This window comes from Micromonospora sp. SL1-18, assembly GCF_047921505.1.
In the GTDB taxonomy this organism is placed as follows: Bacteria; Actinomycetota; Actinomycetes; order Mycobacteriales; family Micromonosporaceae; genus Micromonospora.
The window spans coordinates 22,787-38,134 of the sequence record NZ_JBLROA010000059.1 but is presented as its reverse complement, the minus strand read 5'-3'; the positions used below and the strand labels follow the sequence as shown (position 1 = coordinate 38,134).

Genomic DNA, 15,348 nt, shown 5'->3' with positions numbered 1-15,348 from the left:
CGACGTGAACGCGGCGACCAACATCAGGGACGCCGCCGAGGCGGCGCCCCCACTCACCGGGCGGGCAGTCCGGGACAGGAGCCGAGAGGCGTCCTGTCGACCGCCCATTCAGCGCCGCCGACGTACGGCGCTGGAAACGGGAATCTCCCGCCTTTAGGCGGGGGAGGATGTCAAAGCAGTGTCAGCTGCTCCGCCGGGGCCGGCGGGGGCTCGGGCAGGCTCCGGTTGTCGCCCCGCTCGCCTCGGTGCAGCCCGTGCCGGCGCGCCGCGATCCGGACCCGTGCGGTCAGCTCCCGCTGATACGCCTGCGGCGCGTACGCGCCGGACCGGTAGAGCTGCTGGTAGCGGGGGACCAGGTGCGGGAAGTCGCGGGCCAGCCAGTGCGCGTACCACTCGCGGGCGCCGGGGCGCAGGTGCAGCGCCAGCGGCGTCACGCTGGTCGCCCCGGCGGCGGCGATCGCGGCCACGGTCGCCTCGATCGACTCGTCGTCGTCGCTGAGCCCCGGCAGGATCGGCGCCATCAGTACCCCCACCTGGAAGCCGGCGTCGGTGAGCTGGCGGACGGCGTCCAGTCGGCGGCGCGGGCTCGGGGTACCCGGCTCTACCGCCCGCCACAGCGCCTCGTCCACGAAGCCGATCGAGTAGGACAACCCGACCCGGGCGACCTCGGCGGCCTGGCGGAGCAGCGGCAGATCCCGCAGGAGCAGGGTGCCCTTGGTCAGGATCGAGAACGGGTTGGCGAAGTCGCGAAGTGCCTCGATGATCGGCGGCATCAGTCGGTAGCGTCCCTCGGCCCGCTGGTAGCAGTCGACGTTGGTGCCCATCGCGATGTGCGCGCCCCGCCAGCGCGGGGCGGCCAGCTCGCGGCGGACCAGCACCCCGGCGTTGACCTTGACGATCACCTTCCGGTCGAAGTCCGCCCCGGCGTCCAGGTCGAGGTAGGTGTGGCTATTTCGGGCAAAACAGTATTTGCATGCGTGGCTACAGCCGCGATACGGGTTGATAGTCCACTCGAACGGCACGCGGGAGACCCCGGGCACCCGGTTGATGATCGACTTTGCCTGCACCTCGTAGAAGGTCATCCCGGCGAAGCCGGGGGTGTCGAAGGTGCGGGCTACCGCGCCGGGCAGCGCCAGCGGCAGGGGTGGCGTCGCTGGCGCTGCCCCGCCGGGAGTCCCCTCGTCCGGGGGAGCGGAGAGGTTGTCCCAGCGCATGGCATTCATTCGAACACGTGTACGAGGCGAGTGCAAGTGACTCGCCAGACACCGGTGACCGAACCCGGGGCCGGCAGGTGCAGGATAGGAGGCATGGAGACGTCGACCTTCGTCTACGACGGCGACTGCGCGTTCTGCACCCGCTGCGCTGAGTTCATCGAGCGCCGGATCCCGACCCCGGCCCGGGTGCTGCCCTGGCAGTTCGCCGACCTCGACGCACTCGGCCTGACCGTCGCGGAATGCGAGGAGGCGGTCCAGTGGGTCGGCGCGGACGGCGTACGCGCCGCGGGGCCGGACGCCATAGCCCGGCTGCTCGGCGCCAGCGGCCCGCTCTGGCGGATCGTCGGGGCCGGCCTGAGGTTTCCTCCGGTACGCGCCGCCGCCTGGCCGACGTACCGCTGGGTGGCCCGCAACCGTCACCGGCTGCCCGGCGGCACGGCGGCCTGCGCCGTGCCGTCCGCGGGCCGGCACTGACCAGCGGCCTGCCCGCCCTACGTCTGGCCGTCCCCTGATCCGCGGTTCTGCGCGCACCGTCCCGCGGCTGCGCGGCCGGTCAGTGCGGCAGGCCGGTGCAGGCGGCCCCATCGATGGTGCACGCCATGGGGCTGGAGCTGGTCGCCGCGCCGTTCACCCGGAACGTCACCCGGGCCGAGCCGTGGCCGGGCACCTTACCCGTGCCTCCCTCCGGCACGAAGGTCCAGGTCGCGCCGTCCCGGCTGGCCCGGGCGCCCCTCACGGCGGTGACCTCGAGCGACTTCTTGGGCAGCACGACGACCAGCACCCAGTCCGTCACCCCGGTCGGCCCGGGATTGCCGATGGTGATCGCGGCGCCGTAGCTGAGCAGCGCCTTCTCTTCGAAGGAGAAGCCGGCGCGTAACGCGGCCCGGGTGGGGGCCGTGGCCGCCGCCGACGCCCCGACCGACGGCGAGGCGGTGGCCGACGGCGAGGCGGTGGCCGACGGCGAGGCGGTGGCCGACGGCGAGGCGGCCGACGGGGACCCCGTGGCCGCGACGGGCGCGGACGCCCGGGGGGAGGCGGTGATCGACCCAGACTGGTCACCCGGCGTCCCCGTGGACAGCACGCCGGTCGCCGCCACGCCCGGTGCCGGCTCGACCGCCACCGGCGTCAGCCGCTCCGGCGTACGCAGCACCATGACGATCGAGTACGCCGTCGCCAACAGCACTCCCAGCGAGGCCGCGATGGCCACCTGGGCGAGCCGAGCGCCGTCACCCCGGCCGGTGAGGGCGCGCCGTACGGTCCCGGCCCCGGTGACGATCCCATCCAACAGGATGATCATCGCGGTGCGTCGTGGCTGGGACGGTGGTGGTGCCGGCACTGACCCTTCCCCCTTCAGCTCGTCCGTCGGACCGCCGCCCGCGGCCGTCCAAACACGGCGGTCCGCGCCGGTCAGAGCGCCTTGAGGCCGACGAGTAGCGCCTCGAGCAGTGCCTCCGACGGGCTTTCGGACAGCGTTGGCGGCTCGTGCATCTCGATCAGCCCGGCCCCCAACAGGTCGCCGAGCAGTACCCGGACGCTACCCAACGGCAGATCCAGCCCGGCGGCGACCTCCGCCACCGACAGTGGACGCTGGCACCGCTCGACGATCCGGGCCTGCTCAGGAAAGAGCTGTCCGGAGGCGGGGACCGCTCGGCGGGCCACCACCAGGGAGATGAGGTCGAGCTGGCCATGATCGGATGCGATGCGTCCGCGCGTCACCGTGTACGGACGGGCGACCGATCCGGCGTCGTCGTCATACCACGCCTGGTCATGGTCCCCAGTGGTCCGCACCGCGGCCTCCGCCTGTCGCCATCCGGGCCGGCGCGAGGTAGGCGGGCAGGTCCCGCTCGGCCTGCGCCGCGAAGAGCGCCACCTCGTACGCCATGTCACCGACGTCGGCATTATTGCCTATCCCGACGGCGAGGATCGCCCCGCCCCGGGTGGTGGCTACGAACACGAACGCCCGTGACATCTGCACGACGATCTGCCGCAGCGCGCCGGCGGTGCAGGCCCGGGTAGCGGACTGCCCCAACGCGTACAGTCCACTGACCACCGCGGAGATCTGTTCGGCCAGCTGGTTCGCCACGTTCTCGGACCGGCCGAGCAGCAGCCCGTCAGGAGAGAGGACCACGGCACACTCGGCCCCAGGCACCCGGTCGACGAGGCCGTCCAGGGCGGCGGTCAGGCTGTCGACGGTGGCCATTGAACGCGTCATCTACGTCCTCTCGTGGCTTTCGTACAGCGGTATCTCGATGGTGTCGACGCTAGTGGTGCCGGGTGCGGGCCGGATCACCCCGGGACGGCGAACCCGAGTCGGCAGCCCGCCGTGGTCGGCACCCGCCGCTGACGTGGCCCGCGGGTATCCGGGGCCGGCCGGCACCGGAGGCGACATCACCCCACCGGCGACCGGGCCGACCTGGGGCCCGGTGGCGGTGACCAAGCCGGACGGGAGCAGTACGACGGCCGCGGTCCCGCCGCGTGGGCCGGGACGCAGGGAGACCCGGGCGCCGCAGCGGGCGGCGAGCAGGGCAGCGGCGTACAGCCCGGCCCGGCCGGCGGGCGCGCCGTCCACCGGCGGGTGGCCGAGCAGTTCGTTCGTGTCGGCCAGCGCGGCGGCGTCCAGACCGGGCCCGTCGTCGGCGATCACCACGGAGCAACCCTGCGCCGCCTGCTCACCGGAGACGCGTACCGCGGTGTGCTCCGGGGAGCAGGCCAACCCGTTCTCGATGAGTTCGGCCAGCAGGTGGACGACGTCGGTGACCCCGGCGCCGGCGAGCGACCACGGCCAGTGCGGTGCGACCAGGACCCGGTGGTAGTCCGGCACCTCGGCGACCGCCCCGCGTACCACGTCGAGCAGGGGTACCGGGCGCCGCCAGCGGCGGGCCGGTGTCGCGCCGGCGAGCGTGACCAGCTTTTCGACGTTACGCCGGATCCGGGTGCCGAGATGGTCGAGCCGGAACAGGTCGGCGGTCTCCTCCGCCGCCCGCTCGCGCCGCTCCATCGCGTCCAGCAGGTTGAGCTGGTCGTGCAGCAGGACCTGGTTGCGCTGGGTGAGTCGGAGGAACAGCTCGCGGGTGGCGGTCTCCGCCGCGGCAGCAGCGGAGGGCATCGGAACGGGTTGGGCCTCCGCCGTGGCGGCAGCGGAGTGCATCGGAAGGGGTTGGATCTCCGCCGCGTCGAGCCCATCGGACCGGTCGAGGCGGTCCCGCCCGCCGGCCAGTCGACGGACGGTGCGGGACCAGCCGATCAGCACGACGAGCACCGCGATGAGGCCGAGCCCCACCACCGCGCCGGTCCGCGCGACCACCAGCGCGGCCCCGGGCGCCGCCCGCTCGACGCTGCCGCGGGCGGTCACGATCACCAACTCGCGCAGTCCGTTCAGGGCCGGGTCGGCCGTCGTCCGCCAGCTCTGCGCGCTGATCCCCGTCGGTACGCCGGCACCCTCCGTTCGCAGCAGCCGATCCTCCAGATCGAGCAGTCCGGCGAACGCGGGTGCCTCCACCAGCCGTCGGTACTGTTCCTGGCCGGTGGCCGGCAGGTCCGCGGCCGCCGCTGTCCGGGCGTACCGCTGGTTGGCCACCAGCTTAGCCAGGTGGGGCCGCTCGTCAACGCTGATCCCATCCCCGGCCAGAGCGGCGGTGAGCAGCGTGTCCTCCCGGGCGAGCAGCTCGTGGGCCCGGGCCAGCGCGATCACCGACCGGGTCTCGCCGGCCAGCGGGTTCTCGCGCCCGCCCCATTCCGGGCCGTACACGGCGAAGGCGACGTCGATCAGCTGGTCGTACCCGGCGATCGCGGCGGATCGGTCGAGCCGTCCGTCGTCCACCTGGGACCGGAGGGTGGCCAGCCCGATCAACCGCCGGACCAGCTCGCCGGCCCGGTCCCGGACCGTGCCCGCGGTGAGCAGCCGCAGGTCGTGGCCCTCGGTGAAGGCCCGCACCGGGGCGACCGCCCGGTCGGTCCCGACACGTGCCTCGGCCAGCGCGTCCCGTGCCCGTCCGCCCCCGGCGATCGTCTCGGCGGTGAGCCGCCGTTCCGTCTGCAGGTGGAGGATCAGCAGGTCGGTGGGCTGGCCGAGGGTGTCCGCCAGGGCCCGGACCCGGAGCAGGTCGGCGGAGTCCCGGCCGGTCAGGTAGGCCGAGTAGGACCAGAGGGTGATCAGCAGGGCCGCCAGCGCGACGAACTTCAGCCGGATCTGTTGGTTTTCGCCCTGTCCCACGTCCCGCTCCGCCCGCTTCATCGGCCGCCGCCTAGGCACCGGCTCACGGCACGATCCGTTCCGGCTGCGATTGCCGGACCGGGCCGCTCGACCGGTCGGCGACGATGGTGCGCAGCAGGGCCAGCAGCTCCGCCCGGTTGGCGCAGTTCAATCGGGACCGCATTCGCGCCACGTGGTGTTCGACCGTCTTGGCCGAGATGAAGAGCCGGTCCCCGATCTCCCGGTAGGTCAACCCGGCCAGCACCAGCTCGGCCACCTCGTGTTCGCGGTCGCTGAGCCGGGTCTGTGCGGGGCCGGTGAGGGCGTCGGCGACCTGTGCGTCGCCGCCGCCCGCGGGTGGATGCCCGCCCCTGGTGGCGGCCGGCCGGCCCTGGAGCAGCCGGGCGCACTCCAGCAGGGTGGTCATCGCCCGCCGGTCCGAGGTGCGGATCGCGGCCTGCCCGGCGAGGCGGGCGGCGTCCCAGCACAATCCGGCGTCGTACAGCCCGCGGGCGGCGGCCTCCACCCGTACCGGGTCGACCACGCCCCGCAGCACCTCGACCCAGCTCGCGGCGGCCGCGGAGACCACCGCGGCGTACCGGCTGTGGTCGGCCGCGGCGAGCAGGGCGGCCAGGTGCTCGTCGGCGACCTCCCGCTCCTCGGTCAGGATCGCGGCGTGCAGGCCGGTCCAGTGCAGCGGCGCGCTCCACAGGGCCGGACCGCCGAGCCGGTCCAGCAGCAGCCAGGCACCTCGCAGGTACGGCTCCAGCCGGGCCAGGTCGCCCAGCCGGGCGCCCGCGACCGCGAGTTCGCCGAGGGGCAGCAACGTGAACAGGTCGACGGGATGTCGTACCACCGCCTCCAGCGCAGGCCCCCAGCCGCGTTGGAGCGTGGCGAGGTCGCTGTTGCGCCGGGCGATGCCCAGCTGGAGCGCGTTGGCCAGGAGCAGGTCGCGCGACTCCAGCGGCCGATCCTCGGCGGCCACCGCGGCGAGGCGCTCGGCCGCGGCGGCCGTGTGGCCCCGGACCATCAGGATCCACGCCCGCAGCAGCTCGTGGCGGCGGGCCATCAGTGGCCCACCGATGCCGGCCACCACGGCGCGATCCAGCACTGCCTCGGCGATGTCCAGCTCGGCACAGTGGATCGCGGTCAACGCGGCGAGCGCGGCCGGACTGTCCGGCAGGAGCACCGCCCGCCCGTCCGGTTCCAGCAGCGCGGCCGCCTGCACGAGCATGGAGAGCGCGGTGGTCGGCGGCCCGGCGAGGCTCTCCCGTACCCCCTCGGCCATCAGCCGGGCGGCGCTGGCGTGCAGGGTGGGCGGCCCGCCAGCCGGATCGTCACCAGGCATCTCCGCCTCGGAAACCGGGCGGCCGAGGGCGAGCGCTCCGACGGCGGCGAACGCCGCGGACGGGGCGCTGCCCGACCACCGGTACAGCTCGACGCTGCGGCCCAACTGGCCGCGGTGGGCCAGCGCCGTCGCGGCTACCGTCGCCGCCTCGGCCGGATCGCCGGGAGCGGCCGCCGCGAGCAGCCGGTCCGCCAGCCGGAGGGCGGCGTCCAGGTCGCCGGCGAGCGCCGCGGCGACCGCCTGACGGGTACCGGCCGGCACTCCCGCCGCCGTGGCCGAGGCGAACAGCTCCGCCGCGAGCGTGGGATCCCCGCTCAGTGCCTCCTCGGCTGCCGCCTCCAGCGTCGGGGCCGGACAGTCGCCGAGAACCCCGGCCGCGCGTAGGGAGAGGACCAGCGGGAGCACCGGCGCACCGCGGCCGAGCTGCAACTCGGTGAGCCGACGCCAGACCCCGGCGCGTTCGGTGGTCGGACTGAGTGCGATGACGGCCCGCCGTACGATCGGCGAGAGCCGGCCGTCGGAGCCCAGCAGGCCAGCCGCCGTGGTGGACGCGAGCAGCTCGTCGACCGTCTCGGACGTCTGGCCGAGCAACGGCCCGAGCAGGTCCATCGACAGCGGCACGCCCGCGGCGACGGCCAGCAGCAGCCGGCGTACGTCGGGCGTTAGCTCCTCCAGATCGGGCCCGAACTGGAGGATCACCGGCCGGGGCGGCCCGGTGGAGACGGCGACCGGATTCTCCTGCCCGCGCAGCCCGCGGACCAGCCGCTCGACGTCGCGCGGGACGCCGCCGGTCTGCGCGTGCACGAAGGCGACCAGGTCACTCCGCCGGCCCAACTCGGGCACGCCGGCGAGATAGGCGCCGGTCTGCTCGGGGGTGAACGGGGTGAGCGCGACCTGCTGCCCGTCCCGCTTCAGCGCGTCGGCCAGCTCGGCCAGCGCCGCCGAGCGGGGCCACGGACGGTAGCCGACCAGCAGCCGGTGTCGGCGGGCGACCACCAGCCGGCGCAGCGTGTCGAGCCGTGCGTCGTCGAGCAGGTGCGCGTCGTCGATCAGCAGCACCGTCTCGGGCTCGATCAGGTCGGACGGGCCCGGGGCGGCGTCCAGCACGGTCGCGCCGGCTCGCCGGTAAGCCCGGGCCAGCTCCGTGAGCAGGGCGCTCTTTCCGTGGCCACCGGGACCCGCCACGCCGACGGCGAGGGGACCCCCGGGATCCGCCGCAACCCCCTCGAGCAGGGCCGTCGGCCCCTCGCCCAGCACCAGCCGAGCCTCCACGAGGCTACTCATGATCATGATCGTCATCCTTCGCGTCCCCGCCTGGGGATCAGCGCCAGGCGGGACGGCTTCGGCAGGTTCAGCGGGGTGATCCGGACCGGGGGGCGCGGTGGTGGCTCGCCGTGGACGGTAGCGGCGTGCTCGGGGTGCCGCCGTGCCGGGATGGCCGATCCTTCGGCCCGTTCGGCGCCGCTGACCCGCGCGGACGCGGGCACCGGCGCCGGCCGGCGGGAGCGCGGTGACACCACCTGGCAGGCGGCGAGCGCCGCCCCGGTGGCGGCGGTCAGCTGGGGATCCGGCTCCATCTCGACGGGGACGGGAAAGGCCGCGGCCAGCAGTTCCGTGACCAGCGGGATCCGGGCCGAGCCGCCGGCGAGGAGGACGCCGTCGAGTTCCGCCGGCGTCAGGCCGGCGGAGTGCACGGTACGCACCAGCAGGTCGACGGTCGCCCGCACCGCCGGGCGGACCATGTCCTCGAACTGTGCCCGGGTCACCGGTATTCGGACCGGCCCCGCCGGCAGGGCCAGTATGACGTCCGCCTCCGTACTGACGGCGAGTTCCCGCTTGACCCGCTCGCACTCCGGCAGCAGTCCGCGCAGCGTCGTCTCCCGCGGTGCGGTGTCGGCGAAGTCCCGGCGCAGCACGGCGCGAACATGCTCGGCGAGCGCCTCGTCGAAGTCGGCGCCGCCGAGCGGTTCCAGCCCCTGGGGCAGGCCGAACGTCTCGTACGTGCCACTGGGGCTGCGCCGTACCAGGGCACCCTCGAAGGTGTTGCCGCCCAGGGCGTACACGGCGGCCGTGGTGCCCGGGAAGCCCCGGGCCGCGTGATTCTCGGCCACCGTGACCGTCCTGGGGAGCAGCGTCACGTTGCCCAGGCCGAGTTCCCACAGGGCCCGCTGCAGCAGTTCCCGCCGGTGCGGGCCCCACGCCGCGGGGTGACTGAGCACGACGGCCTCGGCGAGCCCGCCCTCCCGGGCGGAGACCTGCTCCACCACCCACATCGCCAGTTCCGCGATGAGCGTCTGCGGCGGGCACGGCTCACCGCCGAGCAGCAGGGGCACGTCGTCGCCGATCCGACGGACGAAGTCGCGGGCGGTGCGTTCGGGGTCCGCGGCGACGGGTTCGCCGACCGTGAGCGACCCGTCCGGGGACAGGTGCAGCACCGACGGTACGACGGTCGACCTGACGTCGAGCGCGATCATCTCGGGACGCGCCCAGGTTTCACCCCGCCACCGGGCGACGGCCGCGCCCGTGTTGGTGCTTCCGATGTCCATCCCCAGGACGTACGGCATGGCTTTTTCCTCCACCGTGAGTGGCCCTGGCGACGGTGTCGGCACCGTGGCGACCCCACCCTCGGCGAACCCCATGGGCTCCTACGTTCGTACCAGAGACCACTCCCGTCCCGGTACCCTAACTCTGGCCGGACCGGTTCCCCCTGTACCCCTAACGCACGAGGGGGCGATGGCCCTAATCCGGCCCTGCCGGTTGCGGGCGGCTTCCCGATGACGACCACCGACCCCCAGCCATAGCCTTCTCTCGAGGCACGACGGTGCTGACGCTACGTTCGAGGAGAACCGGCAAATGGATTCGCAACAGAGCCTGTACATCAACTCGGAGCAGTCGGTGGATGCGTCCCAGACGCTGCACGACTTTGTGCTCAACCTGCTCACCGACCCCGACGCGCGGTCGGCCTTCGACCTCGACCCGGAGGGCGCGCTGCAGGCCGCGGGGCTCACCGACGTCACCGCCGCCGACGTGCAGGACGTGGTTCCGCTGGTGGTGGACTACGTCCCCGGCGCGGGGCTCGGTGCGGTGGCCCCGGTGGTCTCGGAGCTCGGGCTCGACCCGCTCGTGGGCGACGCCACCGACGTGGTCGGCCAGCTCCAGGCCGTGCCGCAGCAGCTCAGCGTCAACGGCTCGTTGTCCGGGGTGGACGTCTCGGCCGGCGCGCTGGGCGCCATCGCCGTGGACCCGGCCGGCCTCTACGCCGGAGCGGTCGTGCTGCCCGGGATCGGCCTGGGCGTCGGATCGGGCGGTGTCGTGACGGACCTGACCGGGGTGCACGACGTGGCGAACACCCTGGACTCGGACGTGGTGGGCGCCGTGGATACCGCGGTCGACCCCGTCGTCGGGGACGTCACCGGCGTGGCCGGCAACCCCCTCGGCGCCACCGACGGACTGCTGTCCGGTGACGGCGCGCTCGGCGGTGACCTCGGCGCGCTGTCCGGCACGGAGGCCCAGGTCAACGGCCTCGTCGGTTCGCTCGGCGTCGACCACACCGTGGGCGGCGTGACCGACACGGTCGGCGGCCTCACCGGCGGAGTCGGCGGCGTGACCGACACGGTCGGCGGCGTGACCGACACCGTCGGCGGCCTCACCGGCGGGGTGACCGGCGGTGCCCACGCCGTCGGCGGCCTCACCGGCACGGTCAGCGGCCTCACCGGCGGGGTGACCGGCGGTGCCCACGCCGACGCCGCGGTGCACGGCGACGCGCACGTCGCGGCGGACGGTGGCCTGCTGGGCGGCCTGCTCTGACGCAGGATCGGTAGCATCGGGAGGCCGGATCGAGAGGGCGATCCGGCCTCCCGACTCCTGTTTCAGTTCCGGTCCACTTGATAATTGAGCGGAAATCCGCACACTTGGTGCAATGATCGCGGCGATCTGGTTGGACGTGCTCGACGAGATCGCACGTACGTGCAGCGCGCACGGGCGAGGCGACCTGCTTCAGACGGTGCGGCAGAGGCGGGCCCAACTGCTGGACCCCAAGCTGCGTGTCCTGGTCATCGGAGAGTCGCACCAGGGCAAGAGCCAGCTGATCAACGCCATCGTCAACGCACCGGCCTGCCCGGTCGGCGACGGCCGGACCACCATGCTGCCGACCGTGGTGCAGCACGCCGAGGTTCCGTCGGCGGTCGTGGTCCAGGCGCCGCCGGCGGCCCCGGGCCGGCCGGTCGGCACCGCTGTCCCGGCAACCGTCGAGCGGATCCCGGTACCGCTGGATCAGATCGCCGCGGGGGTGGCCGGCACGCTCGGCCGCCGGGCCCACGGCGGCCCCGCGCACGTCGAGGTCGGGCTGCCCCGCGCTCTGCTCGGCGCCGGGCTGGTGCTGGTGGACACCCCCGGCACCGACGAGGTCCCCGCGCTCGGCGCCGCCGGCCCGGCCGCCGCACCGGCCTGGGCGGACACCGTGCTGCTGGTCTCCGACTCCACCCGCGAACTCTCGGCCGGCGAACTGACCATGCTGCTGCACGTGGCGCGGTCGCACCCGAACGTGGTGGTGGTGCAGACCAAGACGGATCTTGTCCCGGACTGGCGCGCGGTCGCCGAGCGTAACCGGCAGCACCTGACCGAGGCCGGCGTACCGGCGCCGATCATTCCGGTCTCGGCGGCCCTGCGGCTGCGCGCCGCCGTCGGCGACGACCGGGAGCTCAACGCCGAGTCCGGCTTCCCCGTGCTGATCGCCAGGTTGCAGCGGGATCTCGCCGGCAAGTCCGACCGGCTGGCCCGGGTCGCGGTCGGCGTGATCGCCCGGACGGTGGTGGAACAGCTGGCCGCGCCGCTGCGCGCCGAGTTGGCGAGCCAGGAGGCCGAGGAGCAGTCCGGCCCGATCTCCCGGCTGCGCGCGGCCCAGCGCGAGGTCGACGAACTGCGCCGCTGCGCCACGAGATGGCAGAACACCCTCGCCGACGAGATGACCGATCTGCTCTCCGACATCGAGTACGACCTGCGCGACCGGACCCGACAGATTCTGCGCATGGTCGACGAGGAGTTCGACGAGGCGGACCCGTTGGTCACCTGGGAGGCCTTCCAGGAGTGGCTGGATCGCAGCCTGGTGGAGGCGGCGGAGGCGAACCACGAGTGGCTCGTCCAGCGCTGCGACTGGGTCGCCCGCCGGGTGGCCGGCAACTTCGCCCGGTACGGGGGTGACGTGCTGCCGCCGTGGTCGATGACGATGCCGGCGGACCTCGACAACCAGCTGCCGGAGCTCGAGCGGCCCAACATCGATCGGTTCACCTCGAGTCAGAAGCTGGTCACCGGCCTGCGGGGATCGTACGGCGGCCTGTTGATGGTCGGTCTGGCGACGACGCTGGCCGGGATGCCGATGATCAACCCGCTATCGGTCGGCGTCGGCGCCCTGTTCGGCGGCAAGAGCGTCCGCGACGAGAGCAAACAGCTGCTCCGCCGCCGCCAGGCGGTCGTCAAGACGGCGATCCAGCGGCACGTCGACGACTTCTTCGTCCAGCGCAGCAAGGACAGCCGGGACGCCGTCCGGCAGGTGCAGCGGTTGCTCCGGGACCACTTCACCGCGTTGACCGAGGAACTGCAGGAGGCCATCATCCAGTCGTTCCGCAGCGCCAAGCAGGCCGCCGACACCGAGGCGGCCGTCCGCGAGCAGCGGCAGCGGGAGATCCGGCTGAAGATGACCCGGCTGGCCGGGCTCTTCGAGCAGGCCCAGCAGCTGACCGTCGCCCGGTCCGCACCGGCGTCGTTGGGGCCTCGGGCATGACCATCGGGTTGCGGCTGGATGAGGCGGTGTGGGGGCTGTTGCAGCAGGCCATCCAGCACTACCGGAACAACCCGCGGGCGACGGACCACCTGCGGCACCAGCTGGCCCGGCTGGAGCAGCCGCTGCGGATCGCGATCGCCGGCCCGTGGCGGTCCGGTAAGTCGACCCTGCTGAACGCGATCATGGGCGAGGAGGTCGCGCCGGTCGACGGGGTGGACGGCAGCGACGTCTTCACCTGGTACGAGGACGGGGCGCAGCCGAGCGCCATCGCCTACTCGACCAGCCACCCTCCGCAGGAGCTGACGGTCGCCAAGTCGGCGACCGGGATGCGGGTGGACCTCGTCGGCTGGCGGGCGGGCGAGCTGCGCGACATCGTGGTGCAGTGGCCGACCCGGACGCTGCGCCAGGTGACGTTGATCGACACGCCGGCCACCGGCCTCGACGAGCAGGGCCGGGCGCCGGTGATGGAGCGGGTGCTGCGGGACGCGGACGCGGTGCTGTATCTGACCCGCGACGGCCGCGACAGCGACCTGCGGGTGCTGGAGACCAGCCGGGAGAGCACCGTCGGGCAGGCCGCCGCGGTAAACGTGATCATGGTGCGGTCCCGAGCGGACGAGACCGGCGGCGGCCGGATCGACGGGCTGCTCACCGCCCGGCAGCTGACCCGGCGACAGCAGCGCGATCCCCGGCTGGACGCGCTCTGCGTGACCGTCGTGCCGTGCAGCGGGCTGATCGGCCTGGCCGGTCGGATCCTCAGCGAGTCGGACTTCGCCGCGCTCGCGGCGCTGGCCCAGATGCCCCGCCCGGAACTGGATCCGCACCTGCTCACCGCCGATCGCTTCGTCCGCGGCAACGTGCCGCTCCGGCTGGACGCCGAGGCACGCGCCGCCCTGCTGGACCGGCTCGGGCTCTTCGGGCTCCGGCTGGCGACCACGCTGATCCGTACCGGCTGTGACAGCCGGGCGAAGCTCTCGGCCGAGCTGATCCGGCGCAGCGGCCTGACCGAGCTGCGCGGGTCGATGGCCCGCCTGCTCATCGACCGGCGGGACACGCTCAAGTCGCGGTCGGCGCTGGCGGCCGTGGAGGCGTTGCTGCGGGCCGACCCGGGCCGGGGCACGGACGAGCTGCTCGGGCGGGTCGAGCAGATCCTCGTCGGGGCGCACGAATTCCGCGAGCTGCGGCTCCTGGCCGCGCTGCGGAACAGCCGGCTCGGGTTCGACGCCGAGCTGGCTGCCGAGGCGCAGCGGCTGGTCGGTGGCGACGGGGTCGGCCTGGCGGCCCGGCTCGGCATCGAGCATGACGCGACCGTGCAGCGGCTGTGGGAGGTCGCCACCGAGGCACAGTGGCGATGGCGGAACCGCGCGGAGGATCCGCTGCTACTGCTGGCCCAGCGGCGCGGGGCCCAGGTCGTCGCCCGCAGCTGCGAGGGGATGCTCGCCGAGCTGGCCGAGGGGGGCCGGTAACCTGCGACGGCGGAGCAGGCTGCTCCGGCGGACCCGCTCCAGCGGCAGGAAGCTGGTCATCGCCACCAGATGCGGGGCGAACGAGATGGTGATCGTCGCGATGGTCACCAGGTGGAACGAGTAGAAGAAGCCGACGGCGGCCAGCCGCCAGCGTTCGGGCAGCACGAAGACCAGCGGGCTGAGCAGCTCGAAGGCGAGGATGCCGAACTGGGCGACGATGAGCAGGTGCGGCACCTGGGCGATCAGGTCGGCCAGTTCGGTCCCGCGGCGGATGATCGCCCGGGCCAGCACGGACCCGGTCGCCCAGTCCAGCCCGCCGAAGCGGAACTTGGCCCAGGCCGCCAGGAAGTACGTGCAGACCACCGCGATCTGGGTGACCCGTAACGCCCAGCCGCCTGCCTCGGTGGGCGTGGGATCGCCGTGTCGGGCCCGCCCGGCGGTGGGCAGGACGGCCAGCGCGACGAGGAGCCCGAACCGGTCGTGGTCGACCTTGCCGTAGCTCATCGCGACGATCATCCACTCGAAGTAGAGCGCGAAGACCGTCCAGCCGAGCAGCCGGGGCGCCCGCCCGGTCGCCGCGAGCAGGGAGAGCGCCAGCAGCACCCAGAAGATCGCACTGACCAGGGCCGGGGTGGGGGTCGGCAGTGGGAGCAGCCGGCCGACCAGCAGCGGCTGGTAGAGGTCGCCGGGCACATCGGCCCGGGTGCGTACCCACGGGGTGAAGACCACCAGGTCGGCGGCGACGAAGAGGTAGACGAGGGTACGGAAGGCGGCCACCCGGCCGCGCGGGACCGCCTCGGTCAGCCAGCCGGTCACGGCGTGGCCAGCCAGCGTACGGCGGTCTGGTCGGTCCAGCGGCCGGTGGGCCGGCCATCCTGGATGTCGTACCACCGGACGACGATGCGGACCTCGACCAGCGCGGGGGCGCCGGGGTGCCGTTCGGTGTACGCGTCGGCGACCCGGCGCAGCCGGGACGGGTCGCCGACGTAGCGGCTCTGCTGGCCCTCGATCTCGGCCCGGCGGATGCCGGTGGCGTCCTGGCCCAGCGCGACCACCGCCCCGGTGCGGTCGACACCCTCGACCCGCGTGTCCGGCGCGGGCGCGTCCGGCGGGTCGGAGGTGGAGTACATCCGGAACGGCCCGAACGGGAAGTCGTCGTCGGCGCCACGCACGGTGCCGGCGAGGAGCAGCGCCAACCCGAGCACGGTGGCGCCCAGCCGGACCGCGCGCCCGCGGGTGGTCAAGGTCTCCATCGGCTGGTCACGATACGGGATCACGGACCGCCGCAGCCTCCGTCCGTCGTCCAGTTCGCGGTGGCCGTGTCGCTGCTGTTCGGCCGTCCGTTGGCGGCC

The 15,348-nt window shown here is 73.8% G+C and carries 13 protein-coding genes; 4 read left to right on the top strand and 9 right to left on the bottom strand.

The genetic code is table 11. The annotated features are described in order from the left end of the window. Window positions 1–170: 170 nt before the first annotated feature. Window positions 171–1,214 carry an Rv2578c family radical SAM protein gene (locus ACNAW0_RS23700; protein WP_416290176.1) on the bottom strand — a complete coding sequence of 348 codons (1,044 nt, stop codon included), beginning with the start codon at window positions 1,212–1,214 and terminating at the stop codon, window positions 171–173. Between the two features lie 93 nt (window positions 1,215–1,307). Between ACNAW0_RS23700 and ACNAW0_RS23695 the strand changes: the two genes are divergently transcribed. Further along, window positions 1,308–1,688: a thiol-disulfide oxidoreductase DCC family protein gene (locus tag ACNAW0_RS23695; protein ID WP_416290173.1), complete on the top strand. Its 381-nt coding sequence runs from the start codon at window positions 1,308–1,310 to the stop codon at window positions 1,686–1,688. Window positions 1,689–1,767: 79 nt separating this feature from the next. Here ACNAW0_RS23695 and ACNAW0_RS23690 read toward each other — a convergent pair whose 3' ends face one another. From ACNAW0_RS23690 to ACNAW0_RS23665, 6 genes are all read right to left on the bottom strand, one after another. Further along, window positions 1,768–2,511: a cellulose binding domain-containing protein gene (locus ACNAW0_RS23690; RefSeq protein WP_416290172.1), complete on the bottom strand. Its 744-nt coding sequence runs from the start codon at window positions 2,509–2,511 to the stop codon at window positions 1,768–1,770. A 110-nt stretch (window positions 2,512–2,621) separates the two neighbouring features. Continuing rightward, window positions 2,622–3,002 carry a DUF742 domain-containing protein gene (locus ACNAW0_RS23685; protein ID WP_416290171.1) on the bottom strand — a complete coding sequence of 127 codons (381 nt, stop codon included), beginning with the start codon at window positions 3,000–3,002 and terminating at the stop codon, window positions 2,622–2,624. Next, a complete protein-coding gene (locus ACNAW0_RS23680) occupies window positions 2,980–3,426 on the bottom strand; it encodes a roadblock/LC7 domain-containing protein (protein ID WP_416290170.1) in 447 nt (148 codons plus the stop codon). Before ACNAW0_RS23680 ends, ACNAW0_RS23685 begins: the two co-directional genes overlap by 23 nt. Then, window positions 3,427–5,427 (bottom strand): nitrate- and nitrite sensing domain-containing protein, encoded by a 2,001-nt coding sequence (locus ACNAW0_RS23675; protein WP_416290169.1) that lies wholly within the window; start codon window positions 5,425–5,427, stop codon window positions 3,427–3,429. A 43-nt stretch (window positions 5,428–5,470) separates the two neighbouring features. Then, the gene (locus tag ACNAW0_RS23670) at window positions 5,471–8,038 is read right to left on the bottom strand and encodes a LuxR C-terminal-related transcriptional regulator (protein ID WP_416290168.1); all 2,568 of its coding nucleotides are present in this window, start codon (window positions 8,036–8,038) and stop codon (window positions 5,471–5,473) included. A gap of 11 nt (window positions 8,039–8,049) precedes the next feature. Then, window positions 8,050–9,318 (bottom strand): Hsp70 family protein, encoded by a 1,269-nt coding sequence (locus tag ACNAW0_RS23665; protein ID WP_416290167.1) that lies wholly within the window; start codon window positions 9,316–9,318, stop codon window positions 8,050–8,052. A 289-nt stretch (window positions 9,319–9,607) separates the two neighbouring features. On the opposite strand from ACNAW0_RS23665, the gene ACNAW0_RS23660 reads away from it, so the two are divergent. The 3 genes from ACNAW0_RS23660 (at window position 9,608) to ACNAW0_RS23650 (ending at window position 13,996) form a co-directional block, all read left to right on the top strand. Then, window positions 9,608–10,561, top strand: a complete 954-nt coding sequence (locus ACNAW0_RS23660) for an IniB N-terminal domain-containing protein (protein WP_416290166.1) — start codon at window positions 9,608–9,610, stop codon at window positions 10,559–10,561. 112 nt (window positions 10,562–10,673) lie between these two features. Then, complete coding sequence (locus ACNAW0_RS23655; RefSeq protein WP_416290165.1) at window positions 10,674–12,533, top strand: dynamin family protein; 1,860 nt, start codon at window positions 10,674–10,676, stop codon at window positions 12,531–12,533. Next, window positions 12,530–13,996 carry a dynamin family protein gene (locus ACNAW0_RS23650; protein WP_416290164.1) on the top strand — a complete coding sequence of 489 codons (1,467 nt, stop codon included), beginning with the start codon at window positions 12,530–12,532 and terminating at the stop codon, window positions 13,994–13,996. The genes ACNAW0_RS23655 and ACNAW0_RS23650 overlap by 4 nt, the downstream gene beginning before the upstream one ends. On the opposite strand, the gene ACNAW0_RS23645 is transcribed toward ACNAW0_RS23650, so the two are convergent. Together ACNAW0_RS23645 and ACNAW0_RS23640 are read right to left on the bottom strand one after the other, a co-directional pair. Then, on the bottom strand, window positions 13,910–14,812 hold the full coding sequence (locus tag ACNAW0_RS23645; protein WP_416290163.1) for an MFS transporter permease: 903 nt from the start codon (window positions 14,810–14,812) through the stop codon (window positions 13,910–13,912). The two genes, ACNAW0_RS23650 and ACNAW0_RS23645, sit on opposite strands and share 87 nt — an antisense overlap. Then, window positions 14,809–15,249 (bottom strand): hypothetical protein, encoded by a 441-nt coding sequence (locus ACNAW0_RS23640; RefSeq protein ID WP_416290162.1) that lies wholly within the window; start codon window positions 15,247–15,249, stop codon window positions 14,809–14,811. The genes ACNAW0_RS23645 and ACNAW0_RS23640 overlap by 4 nt, the downstream gene beginning before the upstream one ends. Window positions 15,250–15,348 lie beyond the last annotated feature (99 nt).

What these genes read in the sequence shown, in the direction of transcription:
- ACNAW0_RS23700 (WP_416290176.1), bottom strand. Translation starts at nt 1,214, where the DNA reads ATGCGCTGGGACAACCTCTCCGCTCCCCCGGACGAGGGGACTCCCGGC.
- ACNAW0_RS23695 (WP_416290173.1), top strand. Translation starts at nt 1,308, where the DNA reads ATGGAGACGTCGACCTTCGTCTACGACGGCGACTGCGCGTTCTGCACC.
- ACNAW0_RS23690 (WP_416290172.1), bottom strand. Translation starts at nt 2,511, where the DNA reads ATGATCATCCTGTTGGATGGGATCGTCACCGGGGCCGGGACCGTACGG.
- ACNAW0_RS23680 (WP_416290170.1), bottom strand. Translation starts at nt 3,426, where the DNA reads ATGACGCGTTCAATGGCCACCGTCGACAGCCTGACCGCCGCCCTGGAC.
- ACNAW0_RS23670 (WP_416290168.1), bottom strand. Translation starts at nt 8,038, where the DNA reads ATGAGTAGCCTCGTGGAGGCTCGGCTGGTGCTGGGCGAGGGGCCGACG.
- ACNAW0_RS23665 (WP_416290167.1), bottom strand. Translation starts at nt 9,318, where the DNA reads ATGCCGTACGTCCTGGGGATGGACATCGGAAGCACCAACACGGGCGCG.
- ACNAW0_RS23660 (WP_416290166.1), top strand. Translation starts at nt 9,608, where the DNA reads ATGGATTCGCAACAGAGCCTGTACATCAACTCGGAGCAGTCGGTGGAT.
- ACNAW0_RS23655 (WP_416290165.1), top strand. Translation starts at nt 10,674, where the DNA reads ATGATCGCGGCGATCTGGTTGGACGTGCTCGACGAGATCGCACGTACG.
- ACNAW0_RS23650 (WP_416290164.1), top strand. Translation starts at nt 12,530, where the DNA reads ATGACCATCGGGTTGCGGCTGGATGAGGCGGTGTGGGGGCTGTTGCAG.
- ACNAW0_RS23640 (WP_416290162.1), bottom strand. Translation starts at nt 15,249, where the DNA reads ATGGAGACCTTGACCACCCGCGGGCGCGCGGTCCGGCTGGGCGCCACC.